Source organism: Vibrio sp. 1731 (genome assembly GCF_033339955.1).
Classification (GTDB): Bacteria; Pseudomonadota; Gammaproteobacteria; order Enterobacterales; family Vibrionaceae; genus Vibrio; species Vibrio alginolyticus.
On record NZ_JAWOVO010000014.1, the window covers coordinates 65613 to 81220 of the forward strand.

Genomic DNA, 15608 nt, shown 5'->3' on the forward strand with positions numbered 1-15608 from the left:
TTGTCCACCAGCGCTAGTACGATGCCAACAAAACCCCATTGTCACCGTCCTAGCAGAATGCTGGTGGCCATATGATCCGCCTTCGGCGAGCTAAAAAGCATTTGTAACGCTTTTCTTAACGGCTTCGCCTAAAAAGCTGACCCTCTATCGAGCCCTATTGTGTCGCCTTTGTCCGGCCCAAAGTCCAGATAATAAGTTAATTATATTTCACAAAGGTTAGTGTTTAAATGTGGTATCTATTTGTTGTTTTTTATATAATTATGACATAGTTAAGGCAAGTGAGATCAATTGCTTGGGGGCAGTATGATAAAGGTATTAGAGAAGAAAGTTTCTCTCCATAGAAATAAACTAAGAGTATTCTTCGAAGGGCAGTATTTACTAATGGCGGGTTTTAAAGGAGGGGCTAAGTTTCAGCTTAAGTCTGACCGTACAAAGAAAGAAATTAAAATAGTTATTGATCGTTTCGGCTCTCGACAAGTGACCAACTCAAGACGAAACGGTAAAGAGCGACCTGTCATTGACTTAAAGCACGCTGATTTAGATATTTTCGGAGACCATGTAAAAGCCTACATCAAAGATGGTGAAATCCGAATTGTCGAATTGCATTCAGTCCAAGAGATTCGTGACAGAGAGCTGAGGTTTAAGGATATGACGAGAAATCTTAAGCCTTTAAACCATGCCGTATTCAGCTTTAATTCTAATTTAGTACTCCTTTCTAACGAGTTGGAATACAACTCGCCAATAGAGCTGTTTGATCTAAAGAAGAGTAGCATCAAGGCTGAAGTGATTAGCTTACAAGGTGCGCCAGAGGCTAATTGTTACTTTTACTTAATGACTGCCTTCATCAAAACACTTCAACCATCTGCAATTTTTATAGATACACAGTGGACAGATCCTCTTGAAGCCGCATTTTCACATACTATGAAAAATATGGGTTACGTAAAAAATGATGAATTGAATGGTTACTTATCTAAAAATATCACAGGGGCTGAGCTTGGTTCTGCTTCTGTTGAACTAACTCCGGCTTCACCTATCAAGAAGTTAAGTCTCGATAGAGTGATAAAGACTTGGAGGAATCTCAAACAAAAAGAGCGTGTTCAGAGAGCTATGTCAAAGTACAAAGCGAATATACCTTTATCCACTTCAGATATATTTAATGGTATAGGGGTATTGTGCTCAAGTATTTCCGATGGACTTAAGCGGAGTAAGCTTTCTACTTTCGTAAAGGTAATTGTCGAATCGAGTGAAAGGTACTTCAATGCATGTCTGCAAAATAATCCTGTGTGGGCTGTGGAGGCACCGGAAGAGCAATACGGATTAAATATGCGATTGGAGAGTGTTGATTTGTCCAGAGGTGGCGTTAGAACGGAAGTCAATTCAGGATCGCTGCCTTGCGAAGGGAGTTCCATAAGCGGCAGATCTAAGAACGGAAATAAATTTGCAGAAGCACACAAAAATACAGGCGGGTGTTTTATCGATTTCTTGCATTGGCAGTCGATAACGAATCCAATTATTTCTGTTTTTGAGAATGTTACTTCATTTACTAAATCAAACTCATACGCTGTTATCGTAGATACGTTTAGTAAAGTGTTTGGGTACAACTTTATAAATATGACATTAGCAGGTTCTCAGTTTGGTGCACTTGAAGATAGAAAGAGGCTTTGTGGTATTGGATACTGCAGCTCCTTCAAAGAGGGTTTAAAGGACTTTATGCCCCAAAAGGTAAGGACAACTTATAAATATAGCTGCTTAGCTGATGTACTCGATGATATACCTGAAACTCATGAAAGCTATAAGCCCTATACATATTTAGTGGAAAAGGAAAAGAGAGACATTGCTCAAAAGAAAGGCTTTCGACTCCAGTGGCTTAAGCCTACTGCTACAAAGGTAGGGTGCATAACCAAATCATACCAAAAGTGTCGATCTACCGATCCATTTCTAATCCATAGCAATGGTAAATTAGCTAGGTTATTTACAACTGTTGAACATGCCAAGTGCAAGCAAATACCAGAATCGTTCGTTCGCGATCTGACCGTAGGACTAGCCCACGAATGTTTGGGCCAGTCGGTGATTTACTCGGCCTTTTGTTGGGTTGGTGAATGGGTTGGTAAGTGGCTTAACAATGTGTTAAACACACAATACGAGCGAATGGCGGCATAGAATCTAAATAGAATATCGACCTGCAATAGAGCTCTTTTTTATTGCAGGTTATGAATTTCTCTCCACTAACAGGGGTTCCCCCTAGTCGCCACCGAGGCCCACCCGCCGGACTTACCCCTTGCATTACTAAGTCTCGTTCCTCGCCAAGTATTGCCGCTCATGGCTGTTGTCCACCAGCGCTAGTACGATGCCAACAAACCCCCGTTGTCACCGTCCTAGCAGAATGCTGGTGGCAATATGATTCGCCTTCGGCGAGCTAAAAGCATTTGTATCGCTTTTCTTAACGGCTTCGCCTAAAAAGCTTTCCCTCTGTCGAGCCCCATTGTGGCCCCTTTGTCCAGGCCAGAGTCAATCTAAATAGTTAATTATATTTAACATTTATTTGTGTGTTAATATGGTATTTATTGGGGGTTGTTAGTATAATTAACACATCAAATAAATACGTTAAATCATTTGTTAAACATAGATAGCTTGGGGGCTACAGATGCAAAATTTAGTTAATAAAAAAATCGAGGAATACATTGGAGAAGACAAGGATCTGCTTGAATATAAGAGCCAGCTTGATCCTTCATCAATTGAGCGAGCTTTTAATGGCCAATCTCAATTTCCTGAGCGTCACGCCGCTCAAGCAGTAGTTGACTACTGCAACGCATTACGGACATTCAAAATTTCACTTCATGAGCTGATCAAGTCCACTTCGGAAAGCGCACCATCGAAGGCGTTTAATTGTTCAGTGGAAGAAATTGTTGAAATTGAGTTTGAAGAATTTCAAAGAAAGTTAAAACGCTACTTCGATGAGTACATAAGTGCAGAGTCCAAATGTATCTCATGGCATGTAACAGGGCCAGCGAGATTCCCTGTGGCGAAAGCAGAAAAGGCCAATAAGAATAGTAGGGATAAGCTTAATCAATATGCAGATTATCCTCAGAGAGCCTTAAAAGCCATTGCAAAGAAACTGTTCCCCGATGGGGATGGTTCAGTTGTCAAAATGTCATCAGATAACCCGGTTGAGCAATTAAGAATTAAAATTAGTGAAGCGGAAACAATGCATGGCTACATGAAAATAGCTAATCGTTTAGTGCCAGCTGCATATAAAGCGTCTGAAAATGGAGAGCTTACAGATAATAGTGCTGCTGTACTTGAAAACAAGATGCTTGAACGTGGTATACCTCAAAACCTCCTTAAAACGTTTTTGGAGCCAAATCCAATAGTAAACACTTGGGGACGATTTAGCTTAGCAAACTCAAATGCTAATATCCGACGATTAAAACAACGTTTAGTCGAAGCAGAGCGAGTCGAAGAAAGTCGAAATTCAAACTCATTAGAAGGTGAATTAGAAAATGGAATTAAGCACGGGGTTATTGATGGGCGCATTGGTATTTGGTTAGGTGGTAGGCCACCGAAAGAGGTTACCCAAAGACTAAGAAAGTTTAGCTTCAAATTCTCACCAACCCGAAATAATGCATGGGTTCGCGCTCATACTGTGAATGCTGAGGCGGTATTTAAGAGAGACGTAGTACCATTTCTTGAACAGCTAGATCCTCAAACATTTGATTAAACGCTCCCCAAGCGAAAAGCCCTTGCTTACAAAGCAGGGGCTTTTTTTTGTCCGTATAAATTCAATAAAAGAAATAGAGACCTTGCAAGAAAATTTCTCTCCACTAATAGGGGATACCCCTAGTCGCCACCGAGGCCCACCCGCCGGACTTACCCCAGCATCACTAGGGCTCGTCCCTCACCAAGTTCTGCCGCTCAAGGCTGTTGTCCACCAGCGCTAGTACGATGCCAACAAAACCCCGTTGTCACCGTCCTAGCAGAAAGCTGGTGGCCACATGAATCGCCTTCGGCGAGCTAAAAGCATTTGTATCGCTTTTCTTAACGGCTTCGCCTAAAAAGCTGTCCCTCTGTCGAGCCCCATTGTATCGCCTTTGTCCGGGGTAAAGTCAACCAATATAGTTAAATATACTTAACTATATTTAATGTTTAAATGTGGTATTTTAGGGCGTATTTTAGTATAATTTCCTTAGTTGCTTATGTAACTATCTATTTTAAAACAATTGCTTGGGGGCAATATGAAGATTTCATCATTCGATAAGAAAGTAGTCATTTCATTACTTAATCAGCTGACACCCGAAAAGACTGAAACATCCACGGAGAGAAACGGCGAAATAGACAAAGTAGCCCTAGCTGTTCGATTAGGGAAAATCCGATTCATTAAACAAGAAGACCAGTATGTAGATTTAAAAGCTCTATCTGGTGACCTATTTAATCCTGATGTGAACATCGATATAAGTAAAGAAGAACTTAAGCGAAGTGAAAGTGCTTTTAGAGTGCGCGTTCATCGTGAAGGTGTTTGGATTGTCGAATCGCAATATTGGACCGGGAGAGCTTGGGAAGGTATCGAAGGTATCTCAAACAATGTTATTTGTGGCTTTGTAGGTGATGACTTTGTTGGCTCTGGATACGAACTGGATTTAGGTCGCGAAGCACTTACTGCATACAATAGCCAACCCCTAGACGCGCTTGGCTTTGTAATTGATCCGTTCCGTCAAGAATAGTAATCGGTAAATCTAACGTGTATAGAGGGCTCAATGGCCCTCTTTTTTATAAAAAGTTGCTTGGGGGCAGTATGGACAGAATCATAAAGATCAACGAAGAAAAGAAGGCACAAGTAAAAAAAGCACTTACACTAGCATTCAAGTGCGTAAATGCTATTCAAGGCAAACGTCTTAGAAGCATCCGAACCCAACCTATTCAGAGCAAATACGGAAATTCCGACAAGGTGCTAGCATGCTGGTACAAACAGGTACGTGAATTCGAAACCAAACTTGGGTACTTACTGGATGATTTAAATACGGTGCTCCCTTACCTGGAGTGGGTCAATCAAGTACAAGATTTAGGAATCAAAAAATCTGAATGCAAAGGCCAACTTTTAGAGGTTGATTACATTACATGTAATCTCCTTACCAATCTGATTTACAAGTGTACCGCTTTTACAGAATCCTCAGAACACCAAGTAGGTCGATTTACATTCCACGAAATACTTCATGAGTTCATAAATTTAATGACTGTAAGGCATGCACTTGTTTACGGGCTACCACCTAAAATTGAAACAGTCTTCCTAAAGATGATCCGCAATAAACAATCAAGCTTTTTTAAGAATGGCTTTATCCCAGATCTGTTTGTTGTTGATGCTTGCAGTGAGATCAATAACACACTTAAAGCCATTAAATGTAGTAAAGATCGCGTATCTACCCACTCTGTAGAGCCTGGGTATAAGCTTACAGCTGAAGAAGCTAGCTACTACGATTTATATATACTGTAGAAAAATTTGACTGGTCATTATGGCCAGTCAAGCGCTCTCCACTAACAGGGGTCCCCCCTAGTCGCCACCGAGGCCCACCCGCCGGACTTACCCCTTGCAATGCTAGGCCTCGTGCCTCGCCAAGTATTGCCGCTCAAGGCTGTTGTCCACCAGCGCTAGGACATTGCCAACCAACCCCCGTTGTCACCGTCCTAGCAGAATTCTGGTGGCCATATGATTCGCCTTCGGCGAGCTAAAAGCATTTGTATCGCTTTTCTTAACGACTTCGCCTAAAAAGCTTTCCCTCTGTCGAGCCCCATTGTGGCCCCTTTGTCCGGGCCAAAGTCAACAAATATAGTTAATTATATTTAACAATCATATGTGTATTAATATGGTATTTATGTGTGAGGTTAGATATAATTATTAACAGTTAATCAATGATATACATTGCTTGGGGGCAGTATGGAAAATTTAGCATTAAAGTTAGTACCCGTTTCAGAACAATTTGAATCAGAATCCTTTTATCAAACACCTGAAGAGATCAAGAAGGAGTTCGAGGTCTCCTCAAAAACTTCAATCGCACGTAAATCTGTTAGTGCCCCATTAAAACAGTTTCTCTCACAGTTCCCTCATTTAGTGTCAGCCCCAGCTTTGAACTATGCGAAAGGGCGTGAACAAGAAAGTAAGGACACTCAAGCTATATACGATTTATCAGGTATGTGTGCAGAGTACGATTACACATTTTGTCCTGATCTAGACATTCTTAAAGCGCATTACTCATTTGTATATTGTGGATATTGCACCAATGTATTGCCCCCTTTACCCAGAAAACAGGTCTGGAAAAACCTAGCTAAGCTCTGTAGTCAAGAGGGCGGCATAGTCGTTGTTTCAGCTCGCTCTAATACGGACCGAGGAATTAAGGGAGTACCGGAGTTTGATGGGTTTCGTACACTCCGAGGTACGTATCAAAAAGGATATTTTAAAGATGAGTTGTTTTTTGAGGCGAAAGAAGTCTTTTCCCACGTAATAGAGCTCAAAACAAAGGGCGCATTTAGGATGGTCATTTGTTCACACTCGAACATCAATTTAGACCAAGGGGAAGGCTAATGTTTGATATCAACAACCAATATACAACAGTTGAGCTTAGCACTGGCCATATAAAGGAAGGAGATGTAGTTGCCCTTGATGAAATCTCTAAGGAAGAATTTTCATTAGTAGCAAAACGAAATACGGGCTATTTCATTAAATTGCATACACAACACGATTTAAATATCCGTAAAGAATATTCTGACGAGCTAAATTTTATTCTTTCGAAAGCAGCCCAATTGGGTTTTAAGTGTGTAGAGTTAGATTCAGATGCAGGAGAAGAGCGATCATTGCCGATCTTTGAGTGGTCCTAACCTATAGAATTTAGCCATCGTCTCGGTGGCTAAATTGCTCTCCACTAATAGGGGTTCCCCCTAGTCGCCACCGAGGCCCACCCGCCGGACTTACCCCTGCATCCCTAAGGCTCGTTCCTCACCAAGTGCTGCCGCTCAAGGCTGTTGTCCACCAGCGCTAGTACGATGCCAACAAACCCCCGTTGTCACCGTCCTAGCAGAATGCTGGTGGCCATATGAATCGCCTTCGGCGAGCAAAAAGCATTTGTATCGCTTTTCCTAACGGCTTCGCCTAAAAAGCTGACCCTCTATCGAGCCCTATTGTGTCGCCTTTGTCCGGCCAAAAGTCAATAAATAAAGTTAAATATATTTAACTAAATTTAGTGTTGTTATGTGGTATTTAATAGTCTATTTGGTATAATGGCTATTATGGATTGGGGCAGAAATGCTTTAATCGTTGATTGATATTCAGGGCTTGGGGGCTTTATGAAAATTATCGTAACTGAAGGTGCATTTAAAGGTTGCAAGGGAGCACTACTTGAAGTGCTGGAAGATGGATTCTCTTATGTAAAACTTGAGACTTCAAAGGGTAGTGAAATTAAAGTTGTTTTGCGGGGCAATGAGTTTGACCAATATACGGAGTTTTTAACTTCAGTTCGATTTGGCTCTTCAGAGAGCAAAGCTTTCGTTGTCAGTGCTATCAATCCTAAGCATGCAGCCTATATTGCAGCCCAGAACATTAAAGAGTGTTGTAAAAATGAAAATGTTCATGACTTTTTTGTCGATTTGGTAGCTGACCGGGAATTCAATATCAGTCAAGGATTTCAGTTCTCATCCAAAGAGCTAGAGCAAGATTTGTTTACTGGCTTAATAGCTTAATCTCAAGGAGTAAGAGAGGAATATCCATGCTGAAATATATTGAAAATAGCTTAACTTCAATACCATTGTGCGAATCAAGGTTTACTTCTGGAGAGGAGGTCATTGTCGTTAATGGTTATGGCTTAGTTCTGCAAGGCTTCAAAGTGATAGGTTTCTCACAACCGTGTCAAGAGAGGCAAGCCTATATTCACTTAGATTGGGACTGCTATTGGTTCTCATTACCAGATAGCAGGGTATTTAAAACCTATGAGCTGAGCTCTTTTTATCGTATCTACTCACCAACCAAAGGATTTTTAGGTTTGGACGATGATAACAGCCTGATCTGGCTCAGTAACTCGCAATACAGTGAACTTTACAGTCAAACCACAAAAGACAATTTTTCAGCTACTTCAATGTGTGAAAACGGTGTTGCTGATGCTGTTTATGTTAAAGCATTAGACTCAGAACCTACCAGGGATTAACGCTCCCCAAGCGACCAGCCCCGGCAATATTGTCGGGGTTTTTTTTGTCTCTCGTGTTAATGAAATCATAGAACTAAAATAGAAACTTAAAATTGCTCTCCACTAATAGGGGGTTCCCCTAGTCGCCACCGAGGCCCACCCGCCGGACTTACCCCAGCATCACTAGGGCTCGTCCCTCACCAAGTTCTGCCGCTCAAGGCTGTTGTCCACCAGCGCTAGTACGATTCCAACCAACCCCCGTTGTCACCGTCCTAGCAGAATGCTGGTGGCCATATGAATCGCCTTCGGCAAGCAAAAAGCATTTGTATCGCTTTTCTTAACGGCTTCGCCTAAAAAGCTGACCCTCTATCGAGCCCTATTGTGACGCCTTTGTCCGGGGCAAAGTCAATGTGATTAGTTAATTATATTTTACTTTATTTAGTGTTTAAATATGGTATTTGTCTATGGGGTTAGATATAATTATTACCAGTTAATCAATTAGATATATTGCTTGGGGGCATTATGGAAATTACAACATTTATAGACGAAGATGGTCTGTCATTCATTCTTTCACAATCATTAGGAAATGTTGAGGTGCTTTATGACTGCGGCTCTTCCGTACTTCTAGACACCCCTAGTAAAGCGGAATACAAAAAAAAATTTGGTGCTAGTCGTCCCTCAAGAGCAATAGTTGTTCACAGCGATACAAAGCCCAATTGCTTAAAGAGTCTGTTCATTATCAACAATATGAAAATGTCGGCACCCTTAGAAGACACTTTCTATTACCAATGGCTGGAGAGAAATGAGTGCGATACTCGCCAGGTAACAGGCAATAAGATCATTGATAAAGCCAATTTTTTGAACGCTCTTGGTTTCCACCCAGACATTCACTTCATCAGTGAGGATACTTTGACTGTAATCAAGCATGCACATGACCATTTCTTTTTCAACAAACTTAATGAGAAAGAGCAATCTGATGATCACTCCATTGAACATGAACTGTCATTGCTTCTACCAATAGACAACACACTAGTATTACCTCAAAAGCAGCTGAAGCACTACAAAGCGATAAAGAACTTATTACTTAAGGCTGGAGGCAAATACAAAAAAGGTGCATTTCATTTCGAGTATAGAAACGTAGTTGATATACAAAAGAAACTTATCGAAGGAGAAGAGCTCAATGATAAGAAAAAATACCAAATGTTTTTCTCTCCGGACACTCTAGCAGATGAAATGATGATTGACTTAGATCTCAGGCCTGAACATAGATGGATGGAACCTAGTTGCGGCGATGGTAGGTGTGCAAATCGTATGGCTCGAATTAGTGATAATGGTGTTGCTATCGAGCTGAACCCTCAGAACTTCGACATGCTTAAGCATCATAGATACGCAACTCACTGTATGGACTTTATGGAGTACCCTGAGGGTAATAAGTTCGACCGTATTTTGGCTAACCCCCCATTCAATAAGCACCAGGACATTAAGCATATAAGAAAGATGTTCAATCACTTAGACATCGGTGGCCGCTTAGTTACCATAGCAAGTGATGGAGCGGTTAACGGGACCCGTAGAATTCAAAGAGAATTCCAAGAATGGCTGAAGGAGCTGGGCGCATCGGTCACTAGTTGTAAAGAAGGGACTTTCTCCGAATCTGGTACACAAGTGAAGACTGTAAAAATAGTGATTTCAAAAGGTAAATCTAATGAGTGTTAAATGTATAGCAAGACCTAAAGAAGGCGAGAGCTGTTTAATTACTGGACTAGAGGCATCTAATCTATATTGCTATGGGGAAAATTTTATCTTGAAGGAGTTGGTACCAGCTCCAGCTGATGGTTGGACCTACGAAGATTTAGAGGAGTGCTGCTCTAAGTTTGAATACGATTATGCAGATGTCTATCTAGGCGAGCAATGGATAGGCAGCACAGAAATTTAGTGGTTAATTGAGAATGCCATGGCCTTAGATTTTTTAAGGGCCATGTCACCCCAGGAATTCACTAAAGACGAACAGAGTAATAGAAAAAATACCACAACATAGATGTTATAATGTGGTATTTTAATTCGTGTTTTGTTATACTCTTTACATGGCTTGTTAATAAATTCAATTGCTTGGGGGCAATATGAGACACAATAATATTCTCATTTCTTTTGAAGAAATGAAGCAATTTCTCAAGTTTCATTACAGACATTCACGGCTATATGGCCGTAACAAAGATAATGGCTGGGATGATGGATACGGTGACCGCATTGTAGAGGCTTATCATATCGATATCATTAACGGTAAGCGCTGCTATATCTCCCGGCATGAGCACCAGAAAGCTGATGGCTTAAGTTTCTCTTCCCAGGATGTATTCAACTATATTGGATACATTTCATCAAATGACACCCTCGAGGCTGAGCTTGAAGTGTTAAAAGAAATGCTAGGCACTGACAGTCAAACAGAACCTAAGTTAGGTAAGAGCTCACATGTTACTACTAAAGATTTGGCAAAACAGAAATATGCTATTTACACGAGAATTTTAAGCCTTCGACCTCGAGCTAAAGTTTCTTGAGGATTACCAGTATAAAGTTTTATTTCGTTCGGCAACTAGGAGCTAATCTTATGAGTAACAATATTATCGCTTTCTTATTAATAGCAGCACTTTCTCCCTCGGTCAGCGCGGTGGGTCAAATCGATGAGAACGTGAAATATACCTCAATACCAACGGTTCATCATCTGAACCAAAAGTAGTAGAGATACTTCAAAACCCCTCAAAAAAACTCAGTGTTAAGCACTGAGTTTTTTTTTGTCCTGTGAACAAGATATTGAGATGAATTTTCTCTCCACTAATAGGGGTTCCCCCTAGTCGCCACCGAGGCCCACCCGCCGGACTTACCCCTGCATCCCTAAGGCTCGTTCCTCACCAAGTGCTGCCGCTCAAGGCTGTTGTCCACCAGCGCTAGTACGATGCCAACAAACCCCCGTTGTCACCGTCCTAGCAGAATGCTGGTGGCCATATGAATCGCCTTCGGCGAGCAAAAAGCATTTGTATCGCTTTTCTTAACGGCTTCGCCTAAAAAGCTGACCCTCTATCGAGCCCTATTGTGACGCCCTTGTTCGGGCCAAAGTCAATAAATAAAGTTAAGTATATTTTACTATTTATAGTGTGTTAATATGGTATTTATTGGGGGTGTGAGTTATAATGTTTTTAAGTTAAGAGAACAACTTATTCTTAATCTATTTTTCCGATGCTTGGGGGCAACGATGATTAAACCAATTTCAGTTACTGTATTATTTTCTGAATCAAAAATGCTTGAAGAGAAAGATTACTCTATCGAAGATTTTGAACAACTTGCTCATGAAGTAGCTGCAAAATGCGAACTAGGGTATGAAAAGACAGATGTTAAGGTAACTTTCGATTCTGGCACGATTTTCAATATTGACCTAAGCCTGGGTCGTGGTTGCGACAAAAGTATAAAAGAGCGCCTAGGGAAGTTGAAATCGTATGTAGAAGAATTCAAGGAGCGATTGACACGAGAAGAGCTGCTTGAGTTTGGTTTTCTAACTAAGGTCGATTTAGAAGATATCGACAACAGCAAGAACAAGGCACTTTATTCCTCTATTATTGCCGAAGAAGCTAAGCGCAAGGAAGAGGAAGAAAAGAAAGCATACGAAGAAAGGCAAAAGCGCATAATGGAACATCGGAAAGCGGTAGAGGCTTTCCAGGACAACTTATCTATCCCTGAAGATGCCCAGGCGGTTATCGTTGCCAAATTTACCTCTATGAGTGATAGATCAGACCCTTATACTGATTATTATGAAACACAAACTAATAGAACCATCATCCTGGCATGGTCAAAGCACACCCGAGATCTATTTTCTGAGATGCGTAAAGCAGCGCTAAACCACCAAGACACCGCAGCCCTATCCGACAAAGAGCTTAGTACAGAGCACAGAGAAAAGTATTCTATGGGACGAGGCTTTTATCTGACAAATAAAGATTACATTCGTTGCGGTATAGAAATTAGAAAGATAGTGCTCAACACGAACGATAAAAAATCAAGTGTTCCTTATGGAGAAATAGCTATTCCAGAAAAGAAGGTTACTGGCAAGAAAACAGAAAACAGTAGTAATCAATCCGAAGTAGACCTTAAGAACTCTATTGTTGGGAAGGCCAAGCCAATTGAGGTGATGCATCACACAAAAAAAGGCCATTTAGTTTTCGTGGTGAACTTCGAAGAAAAACAAAGCCCTGATGTTTTTAAGTCGTTGCTTTCAGTGGCTAAGGAGAACAATGGGTATTACTCAAAGTTTAAATCTGATGGCGCTATCCCAGGTTTTCATTTTACTGACCGTTCGGATGTAAATGGCTTCTTCAAATGCATTGGTATGTTGGCTGATTACTCATGCCTTAACGAGCCATCTAGTAATGGTCAGCAAGACAACTCTAACAAGGAGCCTATCAAGCTTAATCATTCCGAAGTCGTCAGCGTCGAAAGTGGAAAAGAGAAGGAAGGGCAAGGAAGTAGCTACATCAAATCTATGATTGCCAATAAGAAAAAGCAACATGAAGATGTAAAGAAATGGATTGGATTTACTAAGGTTATCACAGTACAGGTGGGTAGCTTTCCACAGGAACAGATAGATAAGCAGTCATTTCTCGATATGTCAGAGTTGTTCTTAATGTCAGAACCAATCGTTAGTAATAACACTGTGGTTTATAGCTATGAAGATACGATTTTCACACTCGAACTTGAAGCAAACATTAGCTTGAATGTACATTAGACTTGGTATTGGTTTTGGGTTGTTTTTTATGTGGAAATTATATTATTACAATTTAGGTGGGTCAGCAGTAGAGAGAAAGCCTGAACCTCTTTCGCATACTTTAGAAGACAGCCTGAACATTCTCGAGCGTAGGTTTAAAAGCCAATGCCTAACAGAAGTGGTGAAGGCTAAACATTTTTCCTTGTACTCTATCTGTGTCCCCCATAAGGGAAAGAGCAATCAAAAGTCAATTAGTGGAAGATTGCTGGTATATAGAGAACCAGCACCAGAATAACCGCTCCCCAAGCGACCAGCCCCGGCAATATTGTCGGGGCTTTTTTTTCTCTGGTGTACATAAAACCAATCAACTACAATCGAAACATAAAAATTTCTCTCCACTAATAGGGGATACCCCTAGTCGCCACCGAGGCCCACCCGCCGGACTTACCCCTGCAGCGCTAAGGTTCGTTCCTCACTAAGTGCTGCCGCTCAAGGCTGTTGACCTCCAGCGCTAGGTCGTTGCCAACAAACCCCCGTTGTCACCGTCCTAGCAGAATGCTGGTGGCCATATGATTCGCCTTCGGCGAGCTAGAAGCATTTGTATCGCTTTTCTTAACGGCTTCGCCTAAAAAGCTGACCCTCTATCGAGCCCTATTGTGTTGCCTTTGTCCGGTCCAAAGTCAATCAATATAGTTCAGTATATTTTACTATGTAAAATGTGTAAATGTGGTATTTTAGGGCGTGTTTTAGTATAATTTCCTTAGTTGCTTATGTAACTATCTATTTGAAAACAATTGCTTGGGGGCAATATGAAAACAGAGTTCTGCAATTACGATAATCTTAAAAAAGTCGCTCAAGGCCAAGCAATGCTCTTTGTTTGGCCAAATGAATTAATCAATAAATCACTCACAACAATTTCTTTTACTGATGAATCTAAAGAACTAGGTCTTCAACCACTACTGATAGACGCATTCACTGCTTCCATATTAGTAAAGGTGTTAGATGCGCTAAGAGAATCAACGCAAGATAAGGTTAAAGAGAGAATTCAAACAGACAGAGCGAACTTCTGTCTGTTCTACGAAAGAGCAATGAGTGTCATCTGACAAGCAAGATCATTTGTAAATGTTAGGAGGAAAGACATGTTTAAGTACTTACCAATAGCAGCTTTTCAAGCTGAATCGTTGCCAGAGACGAATGCAATTGCTACTACCCCCGATAAAACTGAATATTATCTAGACATAGCCGCTGCCAAGGAGCTTTCAGTATATGACCAACTGGTAGATATTGAGCCAGAAATTGCCACATTGGCTGAAAGCGGTACGGAAGTAATAAACCTAAGTGTTTACTAATTAATGGGTACTTGACCCCAGGTAAGCCGCAATGAGTAAACATTGCGGCTTACCTGCTCTCCACTAACAGGGGTTCCCCCTAGTCGCCACCGAGGCCCACCCGCCGGACTTACCCTTGCAATGCTAGGTCTCGTGCCTCGCCAAGTATTGCCGCTCAAGGCTGTTGTCCACCAGCGCCAGGACATTGCCAACAAACCCCCGTTGTCACCGTCCTAGCAGAATGCTGGTGGCCATTAGAATCGCCTTCGGCGAGCTAAAAGCATTTGTATCGCTTTTCTTAACGGCTTCGCCTAAAAAGCTGACCCTCTGTCGAGCCCCATTGTGTCGCCTTTGTCCGAGGTAAAGTCAATCAATATAGTTAAGTATATTTAACCATATTAGGTGTGTGAATGTGGTATCTTATGGCATGTTTTAGTATAATTTCTTTAATTGCTAATGTAACAATACATTTGAAAAACAATTGCTTGGGGGCAATATGACCAAAACAATAAGCAGCTTATCTATAAGCAAGAGAAAGAAGTACATAACTACCTGCGGAAAGACCATATCGTTGTGCCCTGAAATGCACATCTGTAACTATAATTACATGGATCAATATGGTACTCAGATTGCGAGAAGGAAAGAGCTGTTCCAGAAGAATGAAAATGCATATCTCTATTTTTCATACAATCTGGAACCAGGCAGTCCAGTGTATTACTTTTCGAATGGTTACAATGGGATTCACATCGATGACGTAGACCGGGAGGACTGTCTATTCTTCGGTATTATCCTCACTACTCAGATCATAGAAACGGACCTACTCATCATTTTTTTAATGTCTAAGATGCTGGTCAAAAAGAAAATCAGAGAAGGGACATATGTCTATGGCATTCATGACAAGACACTACCAGGACAGCTAGCACACCACGAAGTCGTATGGGATAAGCGCAAACAACTTTTCAACGATCATTCTGAAGTAATTAAGAAAATAAATGAGATTCATAGCTACCTTACAAGCAAGGAGATATTAGAACTCCATAAGGAGGCCGTTCATCATTCAATCACTGCTAGTAAGGAGAATGTATGAGATTAGTAGGATTAAAGGTATTCAATAAAGATAAAGTATTAAAAGGGAAGGTTACCCAGCAATACACATCCAGTACTGATGATAGGGAGGTGCTACTAATCAACGATGATTATGAGATCTGTATAGAGCAGGTTGATTACATACTCTTCACTCTAAAGCCGGATGAGCGTGGTGAGCATCTAAGAATAAAATAACCTTATGATAGCGGCTCAGGTCCGCTATCGAGCCTTAAGCCAGAAGAAAACATAATATCAGTCTCTTTCAATATCAAAGCTCTCAATAGACTACCA

16 protein-coding genes are annotated in these 15608 nt (G+C 41.1%); all 16 read left to right on the forward strand.

Annotation, left to right across the window (positions count from 1 at the left end):
- Window positions 1–303 precede the first annotated feature (303 nt).
- The 16 genes from R7035_RS16320 to R7035_RS16395 all read left to right on the forward strand — a co-directional run bounded on the left by R7035_RS16320 (window position 304) and on the right by R7035_RS16395 (window position 15512).
- Window positions 304–2160, forward strand: a complete 1857-nt coding sequence (locus R7035_RS16320) for a DNA cytosine methyltransferase (protein ID WP_025636632.1) — start codon at window positions 304–306, stop codon at window positions 2158–2160.
- Window positions 2161–2644: 484 nt separating this feature from the next.
- The gene (locus tag R7035_RS16325; RefSeq protein ID WP_025636739.1) at window positions 2645–3718 is read left to right on the forward strand and encodes a hypothetical protein; all 1074 of its coding nucleotides are present in this window, start codon (window positions 2645–2647) and stop codon (window positions 3716–3718) included.
- Between the two features lie 514 nt (window positions 3719–4232).
- Window positions 4233–4718: a hypothetical protein gene (locus R7035_RS16330; protein WP_025636715.1), complete on the forward strand. Its 486-nt coding sequence runs from the start codon at window positions 4233–4235 to the stop codon at window positions 4716–4718.
- A gap of 71 nt (window positions 4719–4789) precedes the next feature.
- A complete protein-coding gene (locus R7035_RS16335) occupies window positions 4790–5485 on the forward strand; it encodes a hypothetical protein (protein WP_025636716.1) in 696 nt (231 codons plus the stop codon).
- 441 nt (window positions 5486–5926) lie between these two features.
- Window positions 5927–6571 carry a hypothetical protein gene (locus R7035_RS16340; RefSeq protein WP_025636769.1) on the forward strand — a complete coding sequence of 215 codons (645 nt, stop codon included), beginning with the start codon at window positions 5927–5929 and terminating at the stop codon, window positions 6569–6571.
- Window positions 6571–6864, forward strand: coding sequence for a hypothetical protein (locus tag R7035_RS16345; RefSeq protein ID WP_025636768.1), 294 nt, complete (start codon window positions 6571–6573; stop codon window positions 6862–6864). The genes R7035_RS16340 and R7035_RS16345 overlap by 1 nt, the downstream gene beginning before the upstream one ends.
- 465 nt (window positions 6865–7329) lie before the next feature.
- Window positions 7330–7722 carry a hypothetical protein gene (locus R7035_RS16350; RefSeq protein ID WP_025636765.1) on the forward strand — a complete coding sequence of 131 codons (393 nt, stop codon included), beginning with the start codon at window positions 7330–7332 and terminating at the stop codon, window positions 7720–7722.
- Between the two features lie 26 nt (window positions 7723–7748).
- Entirely contained in the window at window positions 7749–8183 is a 435-nt protein-coding gene (locus R7035_RS16355; RefSeq protein WP_025636763.1) for a hypothetical protein, read from the forward strand.
- A 501-nt stretch (window positions 8184–8684) separates the two neighbouring features.
- Window positions 8685–9875: a class I SAM-dependent methyltransferase gene (locus tag R7035_RS16360; RefSeq protein ID WP_025636575.1), complete on the forward strand. Its 1191-nt coding sequence runs from the start codon at window positions 8685–8687 to the stop codon at window positions 9873–9875.
- An 88-nt stretch (window positions 9876–9963) separates the two neighbouring features.
- Window positions 9964–10095 (forward strand): hypothetical protein, encoded by a 132-nt coding sequence (locus R7035_RS16365; RefSeq protein WP_254919935.1) that lies wholly within the window; start codon window positions 9964–9966, stop codon window positions 10093–10095.
- A gap of 184 nt (window positions 10096–10279) precedes the next feature.
- The gene (locus tag R7035_RS16370; RefSeq protein ID WP_025636572.1) at window positions 10280–10711 is read left to right on the forward strand and encodes a hypothetical protein; all 432 of its coding nucleotides are present in this window, start codon (window positions 10280–10282) and stop codon (window positions 10709–10711) included.
- A gap of 692 nt (window positions 10712–11403) precedes the next feature.
- Complete coding sequence (locus tag R7035_RS16375) at window positions 11404–12924, forward strand: LPD25 domain-containing protein (protein ID WP_138058894.1); 1521 nt, start codon at window positions 11404–11406, stop codon at window positions 12922–12924.
- A 788-nt stretch (window positions 12925–13712) separates the two neighbouring features.
- Window positions 13713–14006, forward strand: coding sequence for a hypothetical protein (locus tag R7035_RS16380; RefSeq protein ID WP_025636822.1), 294 nt, complete (start codon window positions 13713–13715; stop codon window positions 14004–14006).
- Between the two features lie 36 nt (window positions 14007–14042).
- On the forward strand, window positions 14043–14252 hold the full coding sequence (locus R7035_RS16385) for a hypothetical protein (RefSeq protein ID WP_025636820.1): 210 nt from the start codon (window positions 14043–14045) through the stop codon (window positions 14250–14252).
- 475 nt (window positions 14253–14727) lie between these two features.
- A complete protein-coding gene (locus R7035_RS16390) occupies window positions 14728–15318 on the forward strand; it encodes a hypothetical protein (RefSeq protein ID WP_077202324.1) in 591 nt (196 codons plus the stop codon).
- A complete protein-coding gene (locus R7035_RS16395) occupies window positions 15315–15512 on the forward strand; it encodes a hypothetical protein (protein ID WP_025636691.1) in 198 nt (65 codons plus the stop codon). Before R7035_RS16390 ends, R7035_RS16395 begins: the two co-directional genes overlap by 4 nt.
- Window positions 15513–15608 lie beyond the last annotated feature (96 nt).